Source organism: Xanthomonas sp. NCPPB 1132, from assembly GCF_056629235.1.
In genome coordinates this window covers 4,207,083-4,230,729 of the sequence record NZ_CM152819.1, presented here as the reverse complement: position 1 = coordinate 4,230,729, position 23,647 = coordinate 4,207,083, and the positions used below count along the sequence as shown (strand labels likewise).

Annotated in this window: 13 protein-coding genes; 9 read left to right on the top strand and 4 right to left on the bottom strand. The window is 64.8% G+C overall.

Translation table 11 applies throughout. The annotated features are described in order from the left end of the window. The first annotated feature begins 66 nt into the window (after window positions 1-66). Together AC1G9L_RS18260 and AC1G9L_RS18255 are read left to right on the top strand one after the other, a co-directional pair. Complete coding sequence (locus tag AC1G9L_RS18260) at window positions 67-2,361, top strand: AAA family ATPase (RefSeq protein ID WP_481069647.1); 2,295 nt, start codon at window positions 67-69, stop codon at window positions 2,359-2,361. Continuing rightward, window positions 2,354-4,219: a UvrD-helicase domain-containing protein gene (locus tag AC1G9L_RS18255; RefSeq protein WP_019799050.1), complete on the top strand. Its 1,866-nt coding sequence runs from the start codon at window positions 2,354-2,356 to the stop codon at window positions 4,217-4,219. The genes AC1G9L_RS18260 and AC1G9L_RS18255 overlap by 8 nt, the downstream gene beginning before the upstream one ends. 250 nt (window positions 4,220-4,469) lie before the next feature. On the opposite strand, the gene AC1G9L_RS18250 is transcribed toward AC1G9L_RS18255, so the two are convergent. Further along, window positions 4,470-7,382, bottom strand: a complete 2,913-nt coding sequence (locus tag AC1G9L_RS18250) for a class I SAM-dependent DNA methyltransferase (protein WP_017911464.1) — start codon at window positions 7,380-7,382, stop codon at window positions 4,470-4,472. A 359-nt stretch (window positions 7,383-7,741) separates the two neighbouring features. On the opposite strand from AC1G9L_RS18250, the gene AC1G9L_RS18245 reads away from it, so the two are divergent. The 3 genes from AC1G9L_RS18245 (at window position 7,742) to AC1G9L_RS18235 (ending at window position 10,294) form a co-directional block, all read left to right on the top strand. Beyond that, entirely contained in the window at window positions 7,742-8,173 is a 432-nt protein-coding gene (locus tag AC1G9L_RS18245) for a SymE family type I addiction module toxin (protein WP_481069646.1), read from the top strand. Window positions 8,174-8,694: 521 nt separating this feature from the next. Then, window positions 8,695-8,952, top strand: coding sequence for a helix-turn-helix domain-containing protein (locus tag AC1G9L_RS18240; RefSeq protein WP_019799048.1), 258 nt, complete (start codon window positions 8,695-8,697; stop codon window positions 8,950-8,952). Between the two features lies 1 nt (window position 8,953). Next, window positions 8,954-10,294, top strand: a complete 1,341-nt coding sequence (locus AC1G9L_RS18235; protein WP_481069645.1) for a type II toxin-antitoxin system HipA family toxin — start codon at window positions 8,954-8,956, stop codon at window positions 10,292-10,294. A gap of 251 nt (window positions 10,295-10,545) precedes the next feature. On the opposite strand, the gene AC1G9L_RS18230 is transcribed toward AC1G9L_RS18235, so the two are convergent. From AC1G9L_RS18230 to AC1G9L_RS18220, 3 genes are all read right to left on the bottom strand, one after another. Next, entirely contained in the window at window positions 10,546-11,202 is a 657-nt protein-coding gene (locus AC1G9L_RS18230) for a serine/threonine protein kinase (RefSeq protein ID WP_481069644.1), read from the bottom strand. A gap of 20 nt (window positions 11,203-11,222) precedes the next feature. After that, a complete protein-coding gene (locus AC1G9L_RS18225) occupies window positions 11,223-11,726 on the bottom strand; it encodes an RNA polymerase sigma factor (protein ID WP_026143219.1) in 504 nt (167 codons plus the stop codon). A gap of 299 nt (window positions 11,727-12,025) precedes the next feature. After that, window positions 12,026-12,442, bottom strand: coding sequence for a hypothetical protein (locus tag AC1G9L_RS18220; RefSeq protein WP_019799045.1), 417 nt, complete (start codon window positions 12,440-12,442; stop codon window positions 12,026-12,028). 491 nt (window positions 12,443-12,933) lie between these two features. On the opposite strand from AC1G9L_RS18220, the gene AC1G9L_RS18215 reads away from it, so the two are divergent. The 4 genes from AC1G9L_RS18215 to AC1G9L_RS18200 all read left to right on the top strand — a co-directional run bounded on the left by AC1G9L_RS18215 (window position 12,934) and on the right by AC1G9L_RS18200 (window position 23,572). After that, entirely contained in the window at window positions 12,934-16,326 is a 3,393-nt protein-coding gene (locus AC1G9L_RS18215; protein ID WP_481069643.1) for a GH92 family glycosyl hydrolase, read from the top strand. Window positions 16,327-16,623: 297 nt separating this feature from the next. Further along, complete coding sequence (locus tag AC1G9L_RS18210; protein WP_019799043.1) at window positions 16,624-19,725, top strand: TonB-dependent receptor; 3,102 nt, start codon at window positions 16,624-16,626, stop codon at window positions 19,723-19,725. Between the two features lie 139 nt (window positions 19,726-19,864). Further along, on the top strand, window positions 19,865-22,312 hold the full coding sequence (locus tag AC1G9L_RS18205) for a GH92 family glycosyl hydrolase (protein WP_481069642.1): 2,448 nt from the start codon (window positions 19,865-19,867) through the stop codon (window positions 22,310-22,312). Window positions 22,313-22,387: 75 nt separating this feature from the next. After that, window positions 22,388-23,572: a LacI family DNA-binding transcriptional regulator gene (locus AC1G9L_RS18200; protein WP_481069641.1), complete on the top strand. Its 1,185-nt coding sequence runs from the start codon at window positions 22,388-22,390 to the stop codon at window positions 23,570-23,572. Window positions 23,573-23,647: the final 75 nt, after the last annotated feature.

Below are 23,647 nucleotides of genomic sequence, written 5' to 3'. Positions count from 1 at the left end.
TCGTTGGGGATTGGACTCCAAATCGCCGTGCTACTCAAAACTGGGGGGACGTCGAGGGAAGAAATAATGAAGATTCGGCATATCGAAATCGCTAATTTCCGCAAGCTCCAAGCGGTCCGCGTCGACCTCACGGACGACACCACCCTTCTCGTTGGAGCCAACAACAGCGGAAAGTCCTCTGCGATGCTTGCGTTGCGTCGATTCCTTGTCTCGCATAAGAGCACATTCAGGCTGCTCGATTTTACCCTCTGTCACTTCCCCACGATTGATGCGATGGGAAAGGCATGGGAAGCCGCCCCTGCGGGGAGTCAACCACCGGTGGTTGATCCGTGGATGGCTATGGTCCCGATGCTTGACCTATGGCTGTCTGCAAAAAACGGTGAACTCCACTTCGTCAAGGACCTCATTCCATCCTTCAGTTGGCGTAGCGGGCTTGTAGGTGTGCGGTTCCGGCTCGAGCCGAAGGACATCATCGCGCTGTACAACGATTTCCGGTCGGAACGCGAGCGGGTTCATGCGCTGGAGGCAGAGGCCGCCAAAGATGCTGGCAAGGCGGCGTTGACGCTCTGGCCGAAGGACCTTACCGATTTCCTCACCAGGCGGCTTGGCGCGCATTTCGAAATGCGCTGGTACCGCCTTGATCCGGCCAAGCTCGTCGAGCCGGACAAGGTGACACGAGAGGCGGTGCTCCAACCCCTCGGGCCGTCGACCGTGCCTATGGAGGCCAACCCGCTTGCCGGTCTGGTTCGGATTCACGAAATCAATGCCCAGCGCGGATTCGGTGAACTGGACGGAAGCGAAAGCGAGGATTCAACATCGGCGGGACGGTCTGGACGACGGTTGTCCGAGCAGCTGCGGGCTTATTACAAGCGGCACCTCGACCCGGAACAGTCACCCGGACCAACAGATATTGAGGCCCTCCGGGCGATGGACGCGGCCCGCGTCGCGTTCGATGTTAGGCTCGCTGCGAGCTTCAGGCCGGCGTTCCAGGAAGTCGAATCGCTAGGGTATCCGGGGGCCAACGACCCGACGATACATGTGGCGACACAGCTGAGTGCGGCCGACGGAATCAATCACGAATCGGCCGTGCTCTTCGAACTCGACTCTGTTGGTGGCGCGGCCGGCGCGCCACCGCTTCGGCTTCCTGAGACCTCCAACGGACTCGGATACCAGAACCTCATCTCGATGATCTTTCGCTTGATGAGTTTTAGGGACGCCTGGCTGCGCAAGAGTAAGGCAGCGCTCGCATCTGACGATGTGGTCGTCGAGCCAATCCACCTCGTGATGATTGAGGAGCCGGAGGCGCATCTTCACGCTCAGGTGCAGCAGGTGTTCGTACGCCACGCCTATCATGTGCTTACCAATGATCCGTTGTTGAAGAAATTTCCCGGCCTCTCGACGCAGTTGGTGGTGAGTTCGCATTCGAGCCACATAGCTCACGAACTCCCGTATGCGTCACTCCGGTACTTCAGGCGCCTTCCGGCAGGGATGCATGGAAAACAGGTGCCGGTGTCGACTGTTTCGAACCTCGAGGCCGTCTTTGGGGATGACACCAACACGAAACGGTTTGTCACCCGCTATCTGCGCTCACAGCATGCGGACGTGTTCTTCGCGGACGCGTTGATACTCGTCGAGGGCGCCGCCGAACGAATTCTGCTCCCGCACTTTATTCGCAACCGATTTTTGCAGCTTCACCAGGCATACGTCACCTTGCTGGAGGTAGGCGGCAGTCACGCCCACCGTTTGCGTCCGTTGCTCGACGCTCTGGGAATCCCGTGCCTTGTCATCACCGACATCGACGCGTTGAGCGGCAAGGCTTCCGTGCAGGTCAAGCGCAACGCAGGGCAGGTTACGGGAAACCCGACACTGCGAAACTGGTTGAAGTCAAAAAACAAGAAGAGTGGGATTGATGGCCTGCTTGACCTATCAGAGGCTGATAAAGTCATAGTTTCCGACGACCTCTACTCCATTCGCATGGCCTACCAGACGCCGGCCTATGTAGCAGTGCCAGCCGGGGCTGCGCCGCATGAGGTGTTGCCAGGAACATTCGAGGACGCGCTGATCTTCGCCAATCTTGCGCATTTTTCAGCCGCAAAGGGCAAAGGAATGATAGGTGCGGTGGTGCGGGAAGTTGCAAAGGCAGTAAGTGGCGACGCCCTCGCCGCTGGGTTGTTTAATGTCATCGGTGATGGCGACAAGGCCGGGTTCGCACTCGGCGTCCTTTATGACACCAAATTTGAGGCCCTCATTCCTCCGTCCTATATCGAAGAGGGCCTTTCTTGGCTTCAGGAGCGCATCGTCAAGAAAAAACACGAGATGCTTCTGGTGTCCGTTCCTGTAGAGGACGGCGCGCATGAGTGAGGTGCCCGACAGCTTGGTCGACAACGAGGTCGACGTGGTCATTGACCAGTGCTTGCATCTGGATGCCCCGCAGAGCTTCTTCATGTACGCCGGGGCCGGCTCCGGCAAGACGCGCTCCCTTGTTGATGCAATTGGAAAACTCCGGCTGCGCGAACGCGAGCGGCTGGTGTACAAGGGACAACGGATCGCGGTCATTACCTACACAAATGCCGCACGCGACGAGATTCTCCGGCGAATTGAATTTGACGCTCTGGTCGACGTCTCGACCATTCACAGTTTTGCCTGGCGCCTCATTAAGGGTTTCGACGATGAAATCAGGACATGGCTGAAGGTTTCTATTGCCAAATCGATGGCGAAACTTGCAGATGCAATGGGGCGTGCACGTGAAGAGAACAAGACATTTCTCAAGAACAAGGCCGATTTCGAGCGAAAGGAAAAGCGTCTCGAAGCGCTCGATTCGGCGCTGTCGTTCCACTACAGCGCATCAGGGACAGAGCGCCTGCGGGGGTCCCTGACGCACCAAGAAGTTATCGGCATGGCCGGAGACTTCCTGCAAAAACACCCGCTGCGCGAAGTCCTCGTCGACCTCTATCCAGTCGTTCTCATTGATGAGAGTCAGGACACGCACGAGGAAGTTATGGAGGCGCTTCTCTCGATCCAAGCACACGCAAGCGACCGGTTCGCCCTCGGGCTTCTCGGTGACACGATGCAGCGAATCTACACTCATGGCATGCCTCGTCTCGAGGAGGTGGTACCAAGAGAATGGGCGAGGCCTGCAAAGGTGATGAATCACCGGTCGGCCGAGCGCATTGTCCGTCTCGTTAACACTATCCGCTCGGAGGTAGATGGGCAGAGGCAACGCGCTCGCCATGACAAGCCCGGTGGATTTGTGAGGATCTTTATCACCGGCCTTGGTGCAACCAAGACACTTGAGCTCGAGGAGGAGGTGGCTTGCAGGATGGCTGAGATCACCGGCGCTGCCGAGTGGGGGCTCGGGCCTGAACACCGCAAGACTCTCGTTCTCGAACATCGTATGGCGTCCCGGCGGCTCGGATTCGATGACGTTTTCGGGCCTTTGTATGAGACCGAAACACTGAGGACATCGCTCCTGGACGGTGTGCTGGGACCTGTCAATTTTCTTTTAGACGACGTTCTACCTATTGTGGACGCGGGCCTCTCCGGTGACGAGTTCGCACTGGTCGACAGCATTCGGACACGCTCCCCCCTCTTTGATGGTAAAGCGCTTGCCGGACACGCCGACCAGTTGGATGCGGTCCGAGCCGCAGGCGATGGTGCACGTCGCTTGACCGAGCAACTGTGTGATTGCGACCCCCCACTGCGCGAGGTCATCAGCGGACTGCAGGAGAGCGGGCTGCTGGCCGTTCCAAATGAACTCCTCCAAGCCCTTAACACGCAGGAGCCTGACGACGGGGCCGCTCCCGAAGACGACCACCAGGCACAACAAATGCGCGCTTGGCGCAGAGTGCTGCTAGCACCATTCTCCCAGATTCGCGCCATGGCCCTTTATGCGAGGGGATTATCTGCATTCGATACGCACCAGGGGGTAAAGGGACTTGAGTTCCCGCGAGTGTTGGTCGTCATTAGTGACGATGAGGCGAACGGGTTTACCTTCAGTTATGACAAGGTCCTAGGCACCAGGGCCACCGATAGAGACGCAGAGAAGGAAGCCGGAGGAGGCGATTCCCAGCGCGCCCAAACACGCCGCCTTCTATATGTGACCTGCAGCCGGGCGGAGCATAGCCTGGCTCTGATGGTCTACGCCCAGAATCCTGGGGCCGTCCGTGATGAGGTCATCCGCAAAGGGTGGTTCGGTGCGGATGAGGTGGTCCTCATCTGACGGTGCGGCGAGCCGCGGTCCGATTCGGGGCAAGCACGGCCCCCCACCAGCCGAGGTCAACCGCAACAACGCGGTTTCGGGCACCGGCCAACACATCTCCCTCCTCTTCTGCGTCTTGCCACCGTTGGAGGCCGGCGTACCGGCGGTGTCAAGCAAGCTATCCCCTTTTTTTTCATTGCTCGGGAGTGATTCTCATGCTTTTACAGCGTCCGCCGGAGCAGGTCAGCTACATCAGCGCGGCGCGGGCGGGCTATCCCAAACCCGCTCGGGCGTGGTTTAGTGCCAGCAGACGTCGCAAAATCTCCTCGTCGGCCATCCCCGGGGTGTAGTCCGCCCAGCCGTAGGCTTCGGCGACAGCCTTGTCCAAGGCTTCATGCAGCAGCGTCAACCAGTTGGGCCGTCCGTTGTAAAGGTTGGTCAAGGTGCGCTTCCTCAGCTCAGGGGCCTTGTCTAACTTGTCCGGCTTGAGCACAGGCCGCATAGGAAAGCCAGCCTTCTCTTCGCCGGGAGTGCGTACCCAATCGACCCATTCTTGAGGGTTTAGCCAAGCGTCGCGTGATTCAACCAACGCCTTCACCGCCACAGCGATTCGTTGCGCGCTCAGTTCTTCCCCATATGCTTCCGCAGGAACATCCGGCGTCATGCCCTCCGGGAAGGGAAACGTTTCAAAGGAAGTCGTATGCGTGTAGCGTGGATCGTTCCCGACCCCCAGATTTGTTCCTTGTCTTAGCGCCCAGACTTCATGAATGCGGGACTGAAGAATTCCCATGGAGGTGTCGTCATCGCGTGCGACAACAACTAGTGCATCGCCAGGCACCACGCCAGCAGGTGCCCAGACGCACAAGTGGTGTTTAGAAACGCGAGGGATGGCGATGAAGCGTGGAAGCTCACTCAGAGCGGCGAACATCTGCGGGCGGGGCCAGAGCAGCAGCCACCATGGGTAGTCTGCGTTTCGCCTTGCGTACGCACGATGGAGGCGAACATTGGAGATTGCCGCAAACGGCTTCTCGAACATTGCGGCCGAGATCTCGTCCCTTGTGCCGAAGTTGACGATGAATCGGTCAAGCGGCCTCGATGTAATGTCGTCAGCAATCCAGTACGGTCTAACCACATCGGCCATCGGCTCGCCGCGAAGATTGGCCGGTTCATTCAGCAGGCTTCGCGCCTCGTCGCCCATTAGGTTGAAAGAAGCATCGGGTAGCCCCAGTTCTTCACGACGCTTGCGCTGCAAGGATGCCGACGGCGTTACACCCTGAAACGACATGCCGAGATTCTGCGTAATGCGATTGGCCTTGGTGATGTCAGCTATGTCTTTCCCGCCCGCGGTTAGGTCGGCATAGATTTCGCCTACGGGTTTTCCATTTAGCACGGCGCCCGCACGGTTGCCAAATCCTGTCATTGACACTCGTACGGCTGCGCCATTATCCCACCATTCTTCATCACTCCACGCGAGGAAGATGCGCGTGGTTTTCAAAATGCGTTGCAATACTTTACGATTTGCTCCACCACGAATCGAGTTGGTCGAAACCAATCCTGCGGCCTGCAGATCTCCGGCTTCGATCTGATCGCGCGCCTTCTCCAGCCAAAAGCATACCAAGTCCGCCCCGCCTGGCACGCGGCCGTCATAGACCTTGCGAACCAGCTTGGTGTACGCCACCCCCAACTCGCCCTGCATCTTCTTGTCACCGAGGAATGGAGGGTTGCCGACAACGACATCCGCCTTCGGCCACTTAGCCTCCGAGCCATCCGCGTTCAATAGCGCATCTCGGTTCTCGATACCGTCCAACGGCTTCAGGATGGGATTGATGCTGTGCTGCCAACCATTCTGGCGGCACCACTGAATGTCGCCGATCCAGACGGTCACCCTGGCCAGTTCGGCGGCGAACTCGTTGATTTCCAATCCGAGGATGTTGTGCGGACCCGTTTGCATGGCGACCTCACCATGCAGGCCCAATTCCTGGGCTTGCACATGCGCTTGCTTTTCTACGTCCCGCATCGCCTTCAGAGCGAGGTACAGGAAGTTGCCTGAGCCACAAGCCGGGTCGAGCACGTGGAACTGGTTGAGGCGCAGGAGGAAAGCGCGGTACAGGGCTTCGCCCTTCCGGAGGGCCTCGTTGGCACGGTATGAATTTCCGCGTCCCTTGACCATGCCGAACTTCGGCGCCAACTCGGCGATCTGCGTGCGTACCGAATCCCATTCGGTCAGCAGCGGCTCGCGCACCAGCGGGTCCACCAGCTTGGCGATGGTGCCGGTGTCAGTGTAGTGAGCGCCCAAGGGCGCGCGCTGCTCGCCTAAACCGCGCTCGAACAGGGTGCCGAAAATGGTCGGATCGATGGCCCGCCAGTCCATGTCGGAGGCCGCCCGCCGCAGGGTGTCAACGTCGGACGCTGTCAGATTAGGCGCGGCGATGTCACTGAACAGCCCTCCGTTGAACCATTGGATGTCGTGGTCGCCATACTCGCCCTTGGGCTTTCCCATGGCCTTGAAAAGCGTTTCGATCCGCTTCGCGGCCTTGATCACATCCGTGCCGGCGTTGGTCAGCAGGTTGGTGAAGATTCCTTTAGGCAGTAGCTCCTCGTCCTCGGCGAACATACAAAACAAGCATTGCACGAGGAAGTGGGCCACCTTGTCGCGGTCCTCGCCGCGATGGCGCATCGCTTCGGCCAAGTCCGCGAAACGCTTGGCGGCCTCTGCCGTGATGGCGGCAGAGGACTTCTCTGGGCGCAGCTTGCCCGGGTCGGTCCACACCCAGCGCAAGCGCTGGCGGACGGCCTCGTCGGCCAAGTCTTCGATGAGGATGGTCTCCGGCTCGTCGGGGTAGCCGGTGAATGCCTTGTGGATGACGATGCGCTCGCGGTCGCACACGATCAGTAGGGGAGGATTCTCAAGTTGCAGTGTGTAGTCCGTGAGCTGCTTCAGCGCATCTTTCAGGTTTCGGCCCGGCTTCTTGTTCTCCCACGCGAAATGGCCGCGCTTCCACACGTCAGCCCAACCATTACCTCCGCCGGACTTCTCTGCGCCACGCTCGAACTGGTATTCCCCCTTTTTGAGGGGCTCATCCACCCCAAGCAGCCGACACAGGTGCGAAAAGTGCAATTGCGCGCCTTCGCGTTCGTTGAAGTTGTGGCCCTTCCAGAGGCCGATAAACTCTTCCGGCGTCATTCCGACGGCTTCCCCATGTCCCATGAACGACTGATTATGCCTGAGACGAAGGCCCGACCCATGCAGCGCTCTGTGATGACTGTGGCTGAGCGCACTTGCAGCCTATGGGGACGACGTTCGAGCCGGTGCACAAGGCGTCCAAACGATACGTCCAACTCTGCATCAGGTCTCACGATATTTGGACTAGGTTAACTTATATACGCACCCGCGCGATTTCCTGCAGATGTCTACAATATTCCTGTTTTAAACGTTGACACCTGCTTTTGGGGCGAGCAACCATCTACCTGCTGCGGCAAATTCCGCAGCCGGGTTTGGTCTCCCGAAATCACTTGGCGACTCCCACTCAAATGGAGGACGTCATGTCCGGTAGCGCTTCCGCCCTTTCAAAGACCAAATCCCCTCGCCGCGCCGCCAAGGCTCCACCCTGCTGGCTCAAGCTCGAATCGCCCGACCCCCTGGACGCGATTGCCGCCGAGCCGCTGCCTGGCGCGTCGGCGCCGCCGTTGTGCCCCGAGACCGGCAAGGACCCAGTGCCCAGGCGCTCGATCCCGCGTCGGCCCACGCAGTGCACCATTGGCTATCGCCATTACGACGTGGAGCGCGATGGCATGCGAGTTGGGCGGCAGGTGCCCAGCCTGCGCTTGCATGGCCTGTGGCTGGAAGGCCTCGGCTTCGCGGTGGGTGGCAAGGCGCGAATCACGATGGCTAATGGCGCTCTGCTGATCACAGTAGTGCAGGTGGCGCCGCCGCCCGTGGCGAAGAAACGACGCTCGTGCAAGGTGGCGCCGTAGCCGCCAAGTTTTGAAGGTGGGTTGCCGGGGCGGAGCCATGAGCCGAAGCGTTTGACGGTGGAGATGACGCGTGCCGGTCGCGTCGTCGCTACACGTCGGTCCTTGAACGGAGGTTGCCTCCCATACGTGGGGAATCGGCCGCCCCGGTGGGCGATGCGGACGTCGTGCGGCGATTGGCCGCCATAATCACCGCAGAAAGGGCGGTGATTGTGCCAAGGAGGCCGAAGCGCCCAGGCATCGTTGCCGATGCAGTAGGCCGAGGACATCGCCTATAGGTTTCCAGCAAATTCCACCATTGCCAGGCGCGTCGGCCATCGCGCCCGGCGCGTTCGCCAGCTCAGCCCGCCTCGGCGCCCACTGCACCGCATCTCTGTCGTGATGCATGTGCCCGACCATTCGGCACCCGGCGTCTGCGCGGGAGGATCGCGCACGCATCGAACGATTTACCCGAATATCAGCTATTTGAAATTTATTCGTTTTGCAGGTATTTTGCTTTTAGCTGGATGACGGGTACCACCCCAATGTCGACACGCCACGTTCTGGTCACCGCGACGCAACTAGGCGCGACGCTGCAGGCCGCACGCAAGGCCCAGGGACTGACCCAGTCCGCACTGGCCGGCCGTCTCGGCCTGAGCCAGTCGCGCGTTTCCCATCTTGAACTGAACGCCCATGCGTTGAGCGTCGAGCAACTCTTGGCTTGGTGCGCGGCGCTGGGGTTGGAGTTGACCATCGGCACCCGCGACGACCCCGCCGCCGCCAACTCGCGGGCGGAGTGGTGAGATGGGGCGTCGATCGCACAGCCGCAGCCTCTCCATCTGGACCAATGGCGTGCGCCTGGCGCGCTGGACGCTGCCTGCGCGCGGGGACATGGAACTGCACTACGACGCGGACTGGGTTGGTGCCGACATCGGCCGGCCGCTGTCGCTGTCGCTTCCGTTCAACCTGCAGAACCAGCTGCTCAAGGGCGAGAAGGTCTTCAACTACTTCGACAACCTGCTGCCCGACAGCGATGCGATCCGCCGGCGCGTGGCGCAGCGCTTCCGTGCGCCATCCACCGATCCGTTCGATCTGCTGAGCGCGGTCGGACGCGATTGCGTAGGGGCCGTGCAGATCCTGGGCGAGGACGAGGTTCCGCAAGATGTCGAACGTATCGACGGCGTACCGCTGTCCGAAGAGGACATCGAACGGCACCTGATCGAAACCGTCTCGCCGCACGGCGTTGCCGGCCACCGCGATCCGGATGCGGACATGCGCATCTCCCTCGCCGGCGCGCAGGAGAAGACCGCGTTCCTGTGGTGGGACGGTAAGTGGTACGCGCCGCGCGGCGCCACGCCGACCAGCCACATCTTCAAGCTGCCGATGGGCCTGGTGGGCGGGCGGCGCGCGGATTTCAGCACTTCCGTCGACAACGAATGGCTGTGCCTGCGGCTGTTGAAGGCGTATGGCTTGAACGTGGCCGATGCGCGCATCGCCCGCTTCGGCCAGCAGCGCGTGCTGGTGGTGGAGCGCTTCGACCGGCGCCTGGCGCCCAATGGGCAGTGGCTCATGCGCCTGCCGCAGGAAGACTTCTGCCAGGTCGAAGGCTGCTCGCCGCTGCGCAAGTACGAGAACGAAGGCGGTCCAGGGCTCAAGGCCTTGTTCGGCACGCTACGCCAGTCGGTCGATGCCGAGGCCGACATGAAGACGCTGATGGCCGCGCAGGTGCTGTTCTGGTTGCTGCGCGCGCCCGATGGTCATGCCAAGAATTTCAGTATCCAGCTGCTGCCGCGTGGCCGCTTCCGGTTGACCAGGCTGTATGACGTGATGTCGGCCTATCCGGTCTTGGGCGACGGCCCCCATCAATGGTCGCCTTACGACATCAAATTGGCCATGGCGTTGCTTGGCAAGAACAAGCATTACGCGATGCACAGCATCCAGCGCAGGCACTTCAGCAGCACGGCGCAGCGGGTCGGCTATGGGCCGACGGCCGAGCCGCTCATCGAGGAGATCCTAGCGCACACGCCGGCCGCCATCGCCGAGGCGCGCGCGGACCTGCCGCAGGATTTCTCGCCGCGCGTTGCCGACGCCATTCTCGGCGGGCTCGCGCAGGCTGCCGCCGTGCTGGAAGGGATGGCCGCCTAGCTGGGCGAGCAACTGCCAGTGGGCAATTGCAATCCGGATGCGGTCCAAAACCTATGTAGTGCGAGATGTACTTTGGTGCCGGCTTCTCCGCCATCCAAGCCGTGTGGATGTTCGCTGGGTGTATGACAGGCGGGCTTTGCAGGGGAGTCTCCATTTTCAAGATGCGCGGGGCCGGGCCGAAAGCAATGGCGTGCGGCCGGAAACTATTCGAGTACGGAGGGCGGTGCCGCCGGCCGTTGGAACGCGGGCGCTCAGTCGCGCTCGAAGCGCTGCAGTTCGTCCAGTTGCGCCAGCGCCTTGCGCAGGCTGCCGCCGCTCAAGGAATCGTCCATCTTCCGGCCGAGCTCGGCGCGGTGCGGACGGCGCGCCCAGCGGTGGAACCACCAGGTGCCGAGCAGGCCGGCGATGCCGATGCCGTAGCCGCTCCACACCAGCGCGGGGGCCTTGGCCAGCAGATCGACATCGCCCAGGCCAGCCAAGGTCTGCAAGACCGCGATCCACAGGAACCACCACGGTAGACCGGCGGCCATGCCGCTGCGGATGTACAGCGTGCGTGCGCGCAGCAATTGCTTCTGGATGCCGAGCACCGGCTGCGCATAGTCGATGTTGCCGAGTCGCCCCAGCACCACGCCGGCCGCGACGATCGTCAGCACGCCATACGCCTGCACCAACACGCCGGCGACGATGGAGGAAGCATGTGCTGGCTGGCTCATCCACAGCAGCGACGCGAGCAGGACGAACGCCATGCCGAACAGGATCTGCATCGCCTGGCCCCAGTACAGTGGGCGCAGGCTGCCGCGCGTCCTGTCCAGTTTGCGCTCGCGCAATGCGTGCAGCTTCAACGTGTTGTCCAGTTGCAGCCGACGGTCCAGCGATTGCCAGGCCGATTTGAAGTCGTCGAGTTCCATCATGGTCTCCATGGCGTGGTTTAGCGAAATTCGTCGCGGATGCGCTGTTTCAGGCGTCCGATCTTGGTGGAGACATTGCTTTCGGTGATGCCGAGGATCTGGGCGATCTCGCGTTGCGGGCGGTCTTCGAGGTAGAGCAGCAACAGTGCGCGGTCCAGCGGTGGCTGGCGGGCGATGACGTCCTGCAGCAGGCGAAGCCGCTGTTCGTTCTCCGGGTCCGCGGCGTTGCCGTCGGCCACGTCGTGGAGGGTTTCGTCCAGCGGCATTGCGTCGTGGCGCTGCCGCAGTTCGCGGTTGCGCAGGTGGCTGATCGCCACGTTCAGCGCGATCCGGTACATCCAGGTGCTGACGCTACGCGCGGGGTCGTACGTGGGCCAGGCGTGCCAGAGCTGTGCCGCGATTTCCTGGGCCAGATCGGCCCTGTCCTCGGCACCGCGCGCATAGCTGCCGGCGACCTTGAACACGATGCCGGAATGGCGCTGCAGCAGCGCGCTGAAAGCATCTCGGGCGTCGTTCGCGGTCATGGCGGTTGCGATGGTATCCATTGGTTCACCGGCGCGGCCTTCGCGCCCTTCGCAACCATGATTCGCACCAGCGCACGGAATCTCACACCGCGCCAGCAAGAATCTTCAACTGGTCATTGCGCGGAAGGACGTTGGATCAAGCCGCGCCGCAGCGCGGCGTCGGCTTGAATGCAGCGTCAGGCTGCTTGTCGGCCAGTGGCAATGCCAAAGCTGCCGGTGCTGCAGCGCGTTGCGCTGCCCTTGTCGTCGCGACACGTCGTGTCGCCGAAAGAGTGCGTCGCGCCGCGAACCACGTTGCCCTAGTCGCTACGGGTCGTGATATTGCCGTAGGAGTCTGTGCTGCTGCGCGTCACGCTTCCGTCGTCGCCGCGGCAGGTTTTGTTGCCGTAGGAGTCCGTGGAGCAGCGAATCGTGTTGCCCCGGTCGTCACGGGTCGTGGTATTGCCGTAGGAGTCCGTGCTGCTGCGCGTCACGCTTCCGTCGTCACCACGGCAGGTTTTGTTGCCGTACGAGTCCGAGGAGCAGCGAATCACGTTGCCCTGGTCGTCACGGGTTGTGGTATTGCCGTAGGAGTCTTTGCTGGTGCGCGTCACGCTTCCGTCGTCGCCGCGGCACGTTGTGTTGCCGTACGAATCCGTCGAGCAGCGTGTTGTGTCGGCAAGTGCGCTCGACGTTGCCAGCAGTCCAGCCAAAAGTGCGAGTGTGGTCATCTTCATTTGAAACCCCCTGAGTGTGTTGAGCGATTCAGCGCTTGTCAGTGTAGCGGTTGCAGACGGTCAGGCAGATCGCTCTGTCGTCTCCGATCGCTCCTCGTCGCTGGGCGGTTCAGCGTCAATCTTCTTCGTATTCAACGTGGCGCAGTGGCGCCAGAGCGCGTGTCCATCCGCAGACGAACTGTTGCGCAGCAGCATGCAACCCCATAACAGGCGTGTTACATCTAGCCGTGTTGGATCGATCCAAAGCCGTTGATGCAGCGCATCCTTGGGGGAGACGGCGGGTAGGGATCGCGTGCGACGAGTTTGTTGACGCCTGCTCTCCAGTCCGCATGCATCTGCGGTCGTGAAGCTGTGCTGGATGCAGACTCAAGCGGCGATCCCTCTGGCGATCCGGTCCACGTTGCGCGCCTTCGCTGTGCGCCGTTGCCACCGGAAATGCGTGACGCCACGCGTCGCGGCACAACCGACCGAGAGAGTTTGGGGAGCCTGCCATGCCAATCCGTCTGCGCTTCGCGCACCTGTCTGAATCGTCTTGCAGGTGGGTGGCGTCGCTCGTTGCCTCGGCGTTGCTGTGCGCGGGAACTGGCGCGGCACGCGCGGCCGATGCCGATTTTGCGTCCTCGTTCGAGCGGGGCGAACCTGCGCCAGCTTCGGCGGCGCAGTCCGACAAAACAGGCGTGAGCGTCGCCATCGGCAACGGCCCTGAACAGCCCTACGCGGCCAAGGCCGGCATGGGTTACACCTGGCTGCATGCGCTGCACTATCGCGCCAAAGCGGCCGGGCGCGCACAACTGTTTGCGGTGGATCTGCCGGTGGAGCCGGACACGGTGCTGTCGTGGATGGTGCTGCCGGAGGTCGTCGATGGCGAGACGGTGGCGTCGACCGGCGTAACGGTGGATCTGCTGTTCGACGATGGGCGCCGCTTGTCCGAGTTGGGCGTGGAGGATCAGCACGGGGCGCTGGTCAGTGCGGCGGGGCAGGCGGCGTCGAAGACGCTGTATCCGCAGCAGTGGGCGCTCAAGCGGGTGCGGCTGGGTGAGGTGGCGGCCTTGCGTGGCAAGCGCATCCGTGCGATCGAGGTGCAGGTGCAGCCCGGCACGGGCAAGCTGGCATCGGGCTGGATCGACGATGTCGTCGTGCGCCGTGAACCGGCGCCGCAGGCGGCGCGGCGGCCCAGCGACGAGGTGGTGACCACGCGCGGCACGCAGTCCAACGGTACGTTCTCGCGCGGCAACAACATCCCGGCCACGGCGATGCCGCACGGCTTCAATTTCTGGGTGCCGGCGACCGATGCGGGGACGCTGAGCTGGCTGTACCGCTGGAACGAGCAGAACGGCGAGGACAACCGGCCGCGGCTGCAGGCGCTGTCGATCAGCCACGAGCCCAGTCCGTGGATGGGCGATCGCCAGACGTTCCAGGTGATGCCTTCGTCCACGCGCGGGGTGCCGGAGGCGGATCGCACCAAGCGCGCGTTGTCGTTCAGCCACGACCACGAGGAGGCGCGCCCGCATCTGTACCGGGTGGACTTCGACAACGGCATCCGCGCCGAGTTGGCGCCGAGCGAGCGGGCGGCGATCTTCCGCTTCCGCTTTCCCGAGGGGGGCGATGCCAATCTGCTGTTCGACAATGTCGACGCGCGCGGCGGGCTGACCCTGGATGCGGCGACGCAGACCCTGCGTGGCTACTCCGACACGCGTAGCGGCCTGTCCAACGGCGCCACGCGCCTGTTCGTGTATGCGCGCTTCGATCGCCCGTGGACCGCCAGCGGCAAGATCGCCACGGGCCGGCCGACCGGCTATGTGAAGTTCGCGCCCGGCACCGACCGCACGGTGGTGATGCGCATCGCCACCTCGCTGATCTCGGTGGAGCAGGCGCAGCGCAATCTGCAGCAGGAGATCGGCGACGCCGGGTTCGAGCTGGTGCAGGCGCGGGCGCAGGACGCGTGGGATGCGGTGCTGGGCCGGGTGCAGGTGCAAGGCGCCAGCCACGACCAGCGGGTCACGGTGTATTCCAATCTGTACCGGTTGTTCCTGTATCCGAACATCGCCCACGAGAACGTCGGCGACGCGGCGCATCCGGATTGGCGGCATGCCGACCAGAACAGTTGGTCCAAGGACAACACCGGCGGCGATGCCGAGCGCACGTCGGCGCCGATCCTGCCGGGTAAGGTCTACGTCAACAACGGCTTCTGGGACACCTTCCGCACCAGTTGGCCGGCGTATGCGCTGTTCGCGCCGGAGCAGGCCGGGACGATGATCGATGGCTTCCTGCAGCAGTACCGTGACGGCGGCTGGGTGGCGCGCTGGTCCTCGCCGGGCTATGCGGACCTGATGGTCGGCACCAGTTCCGATGTGGCGTTCGCCGATGCCTGGCTGAAGGGCGTGCGCGGGTTCGATCCGCAGGAGGCCTATGCGGCGGCGCTGCGCAATGCCACGGTGGTGCCGCCGGTGTCGAATGTCGGGCGCAAGGGCCTGGCCCGCTCGATGTACCGCGGCTATGCGGCCAACGACGTGCACGAAGGGCTGTCGTGGACGCTGGAGGGGGCGCTCAACGACTTCGGCCTGGCGCAGATGGCGCAGGCACTGGCGAATCAGGAACAGGATGAGCAGCTGGCTCAGCGCTATCGCGAAGAAGCCGAATACTTCCGGGCCCGCGCCACCGATTACGTGTTTCTGTTCGACCCGGCCACCCGCTTCTTCCGCGGGCGTACGCCGGCCGGCCAGTGGAGCACGCCTGCGTCGAAGTTCGATCCGCGCGTGTGGGGTGGCGATTACACCGAGGCCAATGCCTGGACCTTCGCCTTCACCACGCCGCACGACGCGGCCGGGCTGGCCACGCTGCTGGGCGGCGAGGATGCCATGGCCGCGCGCTTGGACGAACTCTTCGCCACGCCGGAGACCGCGGACAAGCGCTTTGCCGGCAGCTACCGCGGCGTCATCCACGAGATGACCGAGGCACGCGACGTGCGCATGGGCATGTACGCGCACAGCAACCAGCCCTCGCACCATCTGCCTTGGATGTATGTCGCGGCAGGGCAGCCGTGGAAGACCCAACGCCTCACCCGCGAGGTGCTGCGCCGGCTGTACCTGGGCAGCGAGATCGGCCAGGGCTATCCGGGCGACGAGGACAACGGCGAGATGTCGGCGTGGTACCTGTTCGCCATGCTCGGGCTGTATCCGCTGCGGATGGGCGCGCCGGAGTACGTGATCGGCTCGCCGGCGTTCCCGCGCGCCGAGGTCGAGCTCGGCAACGGCCGTAAGCTGGTGGTGATCGCGCGCAACAACAGTGCGCGCAACGTGTACGTGCAGTCGCTCACGCTCAACGGCAAGCCGTGGAACACCGCCTGGCTGCGCCACCAGGACATCGCCGACGGCGCCACGCTGGAGTTCGTGATGGGGGCGACGCCCTCGCGCTGGGGCAGCGGCGCGGACGCGCTGCCGCCGTCGCTGACGCCGCCGGGCAGTGCGCCGCGCGGGCTGGAGGATGTGGCGTCGCAGGCCGTGGCGGTGTCGTCGGAAGGGCAACCCAAGGCCACGGTCTTGATCGACGACGATGCGACGACGGCGCTGCCGCTGCCGGCCGGGCGCAGTGTCGACCTGCGCTTCGACACACCGATGCCCGCCACGTACTACACGCTGACCAGCGGCGATGCCGCGGTGTCCGGCCTGACGTGGACGCTGGAAGGGCGCAACGGCGATGGCGCGTGGACCACGCTGGACCAGCGGCGTGTGCAGGCATTCGCCTGGGCGCGACAGCTGCGGCCGTTCCGCATCGCCACGCCGGGCGCGTACAGCGCGTACCGGCTGCGCCTGGACGCGGGCGAAGGCGTGACGCTGGGCGAGATCGAGCTGCTGCGGCCGGTGACACGGCAGGCCATGCCATGAACACGCGACAGCCCCGCGCCTGCGCACTGCGCATCGCCCACTGCAGCACTCATCGAACGCATTAGCGCTGTTGCGCGGCAGCATGCGCTGCGCGAGGCGCTGTGATACTTAGTTTTCCAACGGATTAGAACGATCCAATTAAACGGGATCGTCGCGAGGGGAGGGACCGCACGACCGGCATGCCGCGATGGCGCCGGATGTCTTCATTACAACGATGCACGCATGTTCGCTCGGTCTGGATCGAGCGACACCCATGCGCGCCGCAAGCCGATCAATCTTTGGGAGAGGATGATTGACATGAATTGCAAGCCCTATGCACGCCACCGCAGCGCCTTGTCTGCGGGTATCGCCATCGCGCTGCTCGCCAGCGCCGCGCCCACCACCGCGTTCGCCCAGCAGGCCGACGGCACGCCGGTCCCCAAGGGGCAGGCCGAGGTCAAGGCCACCGACCTGGACGCGGTGACGGTCACCGGCTACCGCTACGCGATCGAGAAGAGCCTGGAGCAGAAGCGCAACGCCAACGCCGTGGTCGATGTGATCACCGCCGAGGACGTGGGCAAGTTCCCCGACAAGAACGTGGCCGATGCGCTGCAGCGTGTGCCCGGCGTGGTCATCACCCGCGACGGTGGTGAGGGCAAGAACGTCAGCGTGCGCGGCCTGTCCTCGGAGCTGGTGCTGACCGAATTGAACGGCAACTACATCGCCACCGCCGAATCCAACGGCGACCCGACGCGCTCGTTCAACTACACGCTGCTGCCGTCGAACCTGCTGGGCAGCGCCGAGCTGTACAAGACGCCGGAAGCGCGCATCGACGAAGGTGGCATCGGCGGGACCGTGATCCTGCAGACGCGGCGCCCGCTGGAGCTGGAGCCCAATTCCGGCTTCCTCTCTGCCGAGGGCGTGTGGTCGGACAGCAGCAAGAAGACCGACGGCCAGTTCTCCGGCTCGTACTCGTGGCACGACCAGGACAACCGCTTCGGCGTGTTCGTCGGCTACACGCAGCAGAAGCGCACCGCGCGCACGCTCAACGCCAGTACCGAGAGCTGGCAGTGGTACGGCCGCGACGAAGGCGGCCCGGCGGTCGACGTCAACGGCAATCCGTCGGACTTCAACGCCAACTGGTGGGGCGGCACCGGCTTCTGGGACCAGAACGGCAAGTACTACACCCGCTTCATGATGCCCACGGCGGTCAGCCTGGACGTCAAGCAGGAGGAGCGTGAGCGCAAGGGCGGCCAGCTGACCTTCCAGTTCAAGCCCACCGACGACCTGACCCTGACCGCGAACTACTTCCGTTTCGACCTGTCGCAGAACTCGCAGACCAATACGGTCAAGATCCCCGAGTGGAACATCGCGCGCTACTACGGCGACGGCAACTGGCGCGGCGGCCGCCTGCTCGACGGGCTGCAGTTCGATCCCAGCGGCACCATCGTCACCGGCGCCAACTACAGCCTGCATCCGGGCAAGGCCTACTACTGCAGCGAGGCGCAGGCCGCCGCCCCCGGCCTGCCGCCGGGCGGTTGGGGCTCGGACGACTGCACGGTGCCCACGCCGCAGATCACCGGCAGCTACAACATCGAAAAGTCGCTGTCGCAGACGGTGGACCTGGGCGGCGAGTGGCGCGGCGAGAAGGTGGACGTGTCGTTCAAGGCCGGCCGCACCTGGGCCAAGGGCGGACCGGAACTGCAGTTCTCGCTGCCGATCAAACCACGCCGCCAGAACGCCGACGGCAGTTGGACCAACGGCAACTTCGCCAGCGCCTGGGACCTGGCCGGCACGCCGACCATGACCTTCTCGCCGGAGCTGATGCAGAACCTGCGCGACGGCATCCTGCAGGTTGACCTGGGTTCGACCGGTTCGTCCTGGACCCGCAACACCAACCAGCAGCAGTACGCGCAGATCGATACCACCTGGCACATGGACGGCGAGTTCTTCGACTCGCTGCAGTTCGGCCTCAAGCGCCGCGACGGCGGCATCCACCGCAACACCGGCAACAACTACTGGGTGTGCCCGGGCACCGACCCGAGCGACTACAACAACCGCTACTGGAACGGGCGCTGCAACGCGCTGGCCACGCAGTTCTCGCCGGACCTGCTGTTCCCGCTGGACAACCTGGCCGGCGGGGTGAAGTCCAGCGCGTTCCCGGCGATCAACTTCCCCGGCTACATCGGCTACTTGAACCAGACCTACGGCGCGATGCAGACGCGTAACGAAGACAACTTCGTCTACAACGTCGACGAGAAGATCTATTCGACCTACCTGCAGCTCAACTTCCACACCGAGCGCCTGCGCGGCAACGTCGGCGTGCGCGTGGCACGCACCGGCCAGCATGCCGATTCCACCGACAAGGTGACCGCCTACAACGATTATTTCTTCGATGGTGCCGACGGCAACCCGCTGGCCTGCCAGCAGGGCGCGGCCATGCCTGCGGGCGCGCCGGCCGATACCTACTGCGGTACCGAAGGCTACTGGCGGCTGTCCGACACCGAACAGCGCACCGAGTCGTTCGTGGTCAGTGCGCTGGACCGCAAGTACACCGACGTGCTGCCGAGCTTCAACCTGGCCTACGACCTGACCGAGAACCTGCTGCTGCGCGCGGCAGCGTCGAAGGTGATCGCGCGGCCCAGCTACAACGCCATCGCCGCGCCCGGCAGCCTGGAGTACTACAGCCCGGAATACGTGGCCGACCGACGCCTGACCGGCGGCGCCAGCGAGCAGGGCTGGTACGGCTCGGGCAGCAACAAGAAGCTGGAGCCGTACAAGGCCAACCAGTTCGACCTCGGGCTGGAGTGGTACTTCCAGCCGGGCTCGGTGGCGGGCGTGGGGCTGTTCCGCAAGAACGTGGAGAACTTCTCGGTCGATGTGATCAGCGACGTCAACATGCTGATCAACGGCCAGACGGTCACGGTGCAGAACTACAGCACCAAGGCCGGCGGCCAGGACGCGGTCTCGCAGGGCGTGGAGCTGTACGCGCAGCACACGTTGCCCTCCGGCCTCGGCGTGCAGTTCAACTACACCTACAACGATGCCAGCAAGGCCGCGGTGCGGCTGGAGGATGGCACCGAGGTCGGCAAGACCTCGATGCCGGGCAGCGCCAAGAACCAGACCAACCTCACCGTGTTCTACGAAACCGACCGGCTGCTGCTGCGCGCCTCGTACAACCGTCGCGGCGAACTGGTGCAGGGCCTGGTCAACGGCTTGAACGTGTACGAGGAGCCGTACTACCAGATCGATCTGAACGCGGCGTACAACATCACCCCGGCGCTCAGCCTCACCGCGTCGGTGCTCAACCTGACCAAGCAGGAGTCGCGCCAGCACCTGGGCGACGACACCCGGGCGCGCTTCTACACCGGCGGTTACGCCGGGCGGCTGGCGTACCTGGGGCTGACCTACAAGTTCTAAGCTAGCGCGTGTCGTGCCCATGCCTGCCGCGCGGCGGACGGCATGGGCGCGACGGTCCGGCGACGGCCGGGCCACCGTTTTCGCCGTCCACGACCGCGCCGTCGCGCCGGTCGCGGTCGATCACCACAGGATCCATCGCATGACGTGTTCCCCGTTGCCTTCCCTGCTGCGCACGCTCGCCCTGTCCTTGTTGCTGGTGACGCCGGCACTGGCCGCCGCGCCGCGGCTCAGTGCCGAGGTCAACACCTTCATCGGCAGCAAGGACGACGGCAACACCTTCCCCGGTGCGTCCGCCCCGTTCGGGATGATCCAGGTCAGCCCGATCGGCGCGCACTACGCCGGCTGGCGCTACGACGATCCGCAGATCCGCGGCTTCGGCCATTCCTTCCTGTCCGGTGCTGGCTGCTGGGAGCAGGGCGGCCAGGTCTCGGTGCTGCCGGTGACCGGGCGTATCGGTCCCGGCGGCGATTTCGATACGGGCGACCCGAAGGCGTTCGACCACACCCGCTATGGCGCGCGCTACCAGCACGACGGCGAGCGCGGCCAGGCCGGCTACTACAAGGTGCGGCTGACCGATTACGGCGGCATCGACGCCGAAGCCACCGCGCTGACCCGCGCCGCGGCCGAGCGCTACACCTTCAGCACCTCGGGCGAGGGCCACGTGCTGGTCAACATCGGCCAGGCCAACGCCCGCCACACGGTCACCGGCAGCACCCTGACCGTGGTCGGCGACCGCGTCGTGGAAGGCAAGCTGGTGACGCAGAGCTTCTGCGGCGGCCACCAGTACACCACCTGGTTCCGCCTGGAGTTCGATCGCCCATTCAAGGCCTTCGGCACCTGGGGCGAGGCCGGCGGCGTGCCGGGCTCGCGCCATGGCATGGAGGGCGAGGGCAAGCCCAGCGGCGCGTGGCTCACCTTCGACCTGAGCAAGGGCCGCGCGGTCACCGCCATCTCGGCGATCTCGCACGTGGATGCCGAGGGCGCGCGCAACAACCTGCGCAGCGAAGGCATGGCCAACGGCCGCCTGCTCGGCTTCGATGCGATGCGCGCCCGCGCGCAGCAGGCCTGGGACAAGGAACTGACCAGCGTGCGCGTGCAGGGCGCCAGCGGCGACGACCGCGTGGTGTTCTACACCGCGCTGTACCACGCGCTGCTGCAGCCGCTGACCGGCAGCGACGCCGATGGCCGTTACCGCGGCTACGACGACGGCATCCACCACGCCGACGGCTGGACCTACCACGAGTTCTTCTCGCTGTGGGACACCTATCGTGCGCAGAACCAGTTGCTGGCGTTGCTGCGGCCGCAGCGCGCCGCCGACATCGGCCGCTCGATCCTGGCGATCAATGCACAAGGTGGATGGCTGCCGCGCTGGGGCTATGCCAACTTCGAGACCAATGTGATGACCGGCGATCCGGTCACGCCGTTCCTGGTCGATCTTTGGCGCTTCGGCGCGCTGCAGGGGCGCGAGGCCGAAGCCTACACTGCACTGCGCCGCAATGCGTTCGAGATGCCGCCGTTGAACTCGCGCCACGCCGGGCGTTCCGGCAATGCCAATTACTTGGCCCAGGGTTTCGTGGAGTACGACCGCGCGTTCCCGTCCAAGGGCATGGATGTCGACCCGCACCACGGCGGCTCGGCCACGCTGGAGTACGCATTGGCCGACTGCGCGCTGTCGACGATGGCCGGTGCGCTGGGGCATGCCGAGGACGCGGCGGTGCTGAACCGCCGCGGGCGCAACTGGCGTTCGATCTGGGATCCGTCGGTGCGCGATACGCAGACCGGCTTCACCGGCTTCCCGCGGCCGCGCACCGAGGATGGGGCGTGGTACACGCCGCCGGATGGGCATTACGATCCGCGTTCGCAACACGGCTTCCACGAGGGCACGGCCTGGCAGTACCAGTGGCTGGTGCAGCAGGACGTGCCGGGCCTGGTGGAGGCGATGCACGGGCCGGAGCAGACCGCGCGGCGCCTGGATACCTTCTTCGCCTACGACGCGCTGCTGGCCGACCCGGCCGGCGCCGCGCGCAAGGAATGGGTGATGGGGCCGTACAGCTACTACAGCCAGTTCCGCTACAACCCCAACAACGAGCCGGACCTGCATGCGCCGTGGATGTACACGCTGATCGGCCAGCCGTGGAAGACCAGCACCGTGCTGCATGCGGCGCAGACGTTGTTCACCAATGCGCCCAACGGCGTCACCGGCAACGACGACCTGGGCACGATGTCGGCGTGGTATCTGTTCAGCGTGATGGGCCTGTACCCGGCGGTGCCCGGCACCGGGCAGTTCCTGCTGCACGCGCCGCGCTTCTCGCGCATCGAACTGGACGTGGGGCCGGGCCGCACGCTGCGCATCGATGCGCCGCAGGCCGGCGACGGCAAGCTGCGCTACGTCGGTGGCGTGTCGCTGGATGGCCGCGCGCACGCGCCGGTGTGGCTGGACTGGGCGCAGTTGCGCCAGGGCGGCCGCCTGCGCTTCGACCTGCGCGGCGCGCCGCAGCCGCAGGGCTGGGGCACGCAGCCGCAGGACTTGCCGGTGTCGCCGTGCGCGGCGCCGGCCACCGCCACCGCCAGCCTGGGCTGGCGCTGAGCCCATGCCGTCGCGCGGCAGCGACGCGCAGCCGATGGTTTAGGCTGCGCGTCTCGTCCGAAAGGAATCGATCCGATGCGCCAGAAGCGTCCATCCCGTGCCGGATCCGCAGGCTCCACGCCGGCCAAGGCGGCCAAGGTCGCGCCGCGCCGGGCGGCGCCGGCTGCGGCGGAGCGTGCGGACAAGGCGAACAAGGCCACGAAGACCGCACCGGCCGCCGCCGCACGCGACCGCCAGCGGGTGGTGACCGTCACCGATATCGCCGATGCGGTCGGTGTCTCGCGCGCGACCGTGTCGCTGGTGCTGCGCGGCAGTCCGCTGGTGCATGCCGACACCCGTGCGCGGGTGGAAGCGGAGCTGAAGCGGCAGCGCTATGTCTACAACCGCGGCGCCGCCAATCTGCGCCGGCGCACTTCGACCTGCGTGGCCCTGGTCATCAACGACCTGGCCAATCCGTTCTTCGCCGAGTTCGCCGCCGGCGTGGACGAGGCGCTGGGCGAGCAGGGCTACGTGACCCTGCTCGGCAGCACCGGCGAATCGCCCGCACGGCAGCAGGCCGTACTGGCCTCGCTGATGGAACACACCCCGGCCGGCGTGATCCTGTCGCCGGCCGAGGGCAGCGACGCCGCCGAACTGCACACGGTGCTGGATGCACGCGCGAACGTGCTGCTGTTCAATCGCGAACTTGCCGGCGCCGACGACTGGGGCTTCCTCGGCCTGGACAACCAGCGCGGCGCGCAACTGGCCACCGAGCACCTGATCGCGCTCGGCCACCGCCGCATCGCCTTCTACGGCGGCCATGCCGATTCCAGTTCCTGCCGGCAGCGTCGCGCCGGCCACGCGCAGGCGATGCGGCAGGCCAGGCTGCCGGTCGCCCCGGCCTGGCTGATCGAGTCCGCGCCCAATCGCCTGGAAGCGGCCGCGCGCCACGGCGAACTGTTCGCCCACGACGCACCGCCCACGGCAGCGGTCTGCTACAACGACACGGTTGCGCTGGGCCTGATGCTGGGCCTGCTCGCGCGCGGCATCCGTCCGGGCAAGGACTTCGCGATCACCGGCTTCGACGACATCCCGGAGGCTGCGGTGAGCACGCCCGCGCTGACCACGCTCGCCGCGCATCCACGTGCCCGTGGCCGCCAGGCGGCGCAGCTGGTGCTGGAGCGGCTGGACGCGGCCGTACCGCCGCGCAGGACGATCGTGCCGGTACACCTGTCGGTGCGCGAGAGCAGCGGCGCGCCGATCGCGCGCACGCGCACCTAGCGCGGCGAACGCGGCTGCGCCCGCCGCGACGATGCGCGATGGCACTCGGCGCGCGCAGTGCCATCGCGACGCCCT

Excerpts from the sequence above, each read along its gene's own strand:
- AC1G9L_RS18260 (WP_481069647.1), top strand. The coding sequence starts at position 67 with ATGAAGATTCGGCATATCGAAATCGCTAATTTCCGCAAGCTCCAAGCG.
- AC1G9L_RS18255 (WP_019799050.1), top strand. The coding sequence starts at position 2,354 with ATGAGTGAGGTGCCCGACAGCTTGGTCGACAACGAGGTCGACGTGGTC.
- AC1G9L_RS18250 (WP_017911464.1), bottom strand. The coding sequence starts at position 7,382 with ATGACGCCGGAAGAGTTTATCGGCCTCTGGAAGGGCCACAACTTCAAC.
- AC1G9L_RS18245 (WP_481069646.1), top strand. The coding sequence starts at position 7,742 with ATGTCCGGTAGCGCTTCCGCCCTTTCAAAGACCAAATCCCCTCGCCGC.
- AC1G9L_RS18240 (WP_019799048.1), top strand. The coding sequence starts at position 8,695 with ATGTCGACACGCCACGTTCTGGTCACCGCGACGCAACTAGGCGCGACG.
- AC1G9L_RS18235 (WP_481069645.1), top strand. The coding sequence starts at position 8,954 with ATGGGGCGTCGATCGCACAGCCGCAGCCTCTCCATCTGGACCAATGGC.
- AC1G9L_RS18230 (WP_481069644.1), bottom strand. The coding sequence starts at position 11,202 with ATGGAACTCGACGACTTCAAATCGGCCTGGCAATCGCTGGACCGTCGG.
- AC1G9L_RS18225 (WP_026143219.1), bottom strand. The coding sequence starts at position 11,726 with ATGACCGCGAACGACGCCCGAGATGCTTTCAGCGCGCTGCTGCAGCGC.
- AC1G9L_RS18220 (WP_019799045.1), bottom strand. The coding sequence starts at position 12,442 with ATGAAGATGACCACACTCGCACTTTTGGCTGGACTGCTGGCAACGTCG.
- AC1G9L_RS18215 (WP_481069643.1), top strand. The coding sequence starts at position 12,934 with ATGCCAATCCGTCTGCGCTTCGCGCACCTGTCTGAATCGTCTTGCAGG.
- AC1G9L_RS18210 (WP_019799043.1), top strand. The coding sequence starts at position 16,624 with ATGAATTGCAAGCCCTATGCACGCCACCGCAGCGCCTTGTCTGCGGGT.
- AC1G9L_RS18205 (WP_481069642.1), top strand. The coding sequence starts at position 19,865 with ATGACGTGTTCCCCGTTGCCTTCCCTGCTGCGCACGCTCGCCCTGTCC.
- AC1G9L_RS18200 (WP_481069641.1), top strand. The coding sequence starts at position 22,388 with ATGCGCCAGAAGCGTCCATCCCGTGCCGGATCCGCAGGCTCCACGCCG.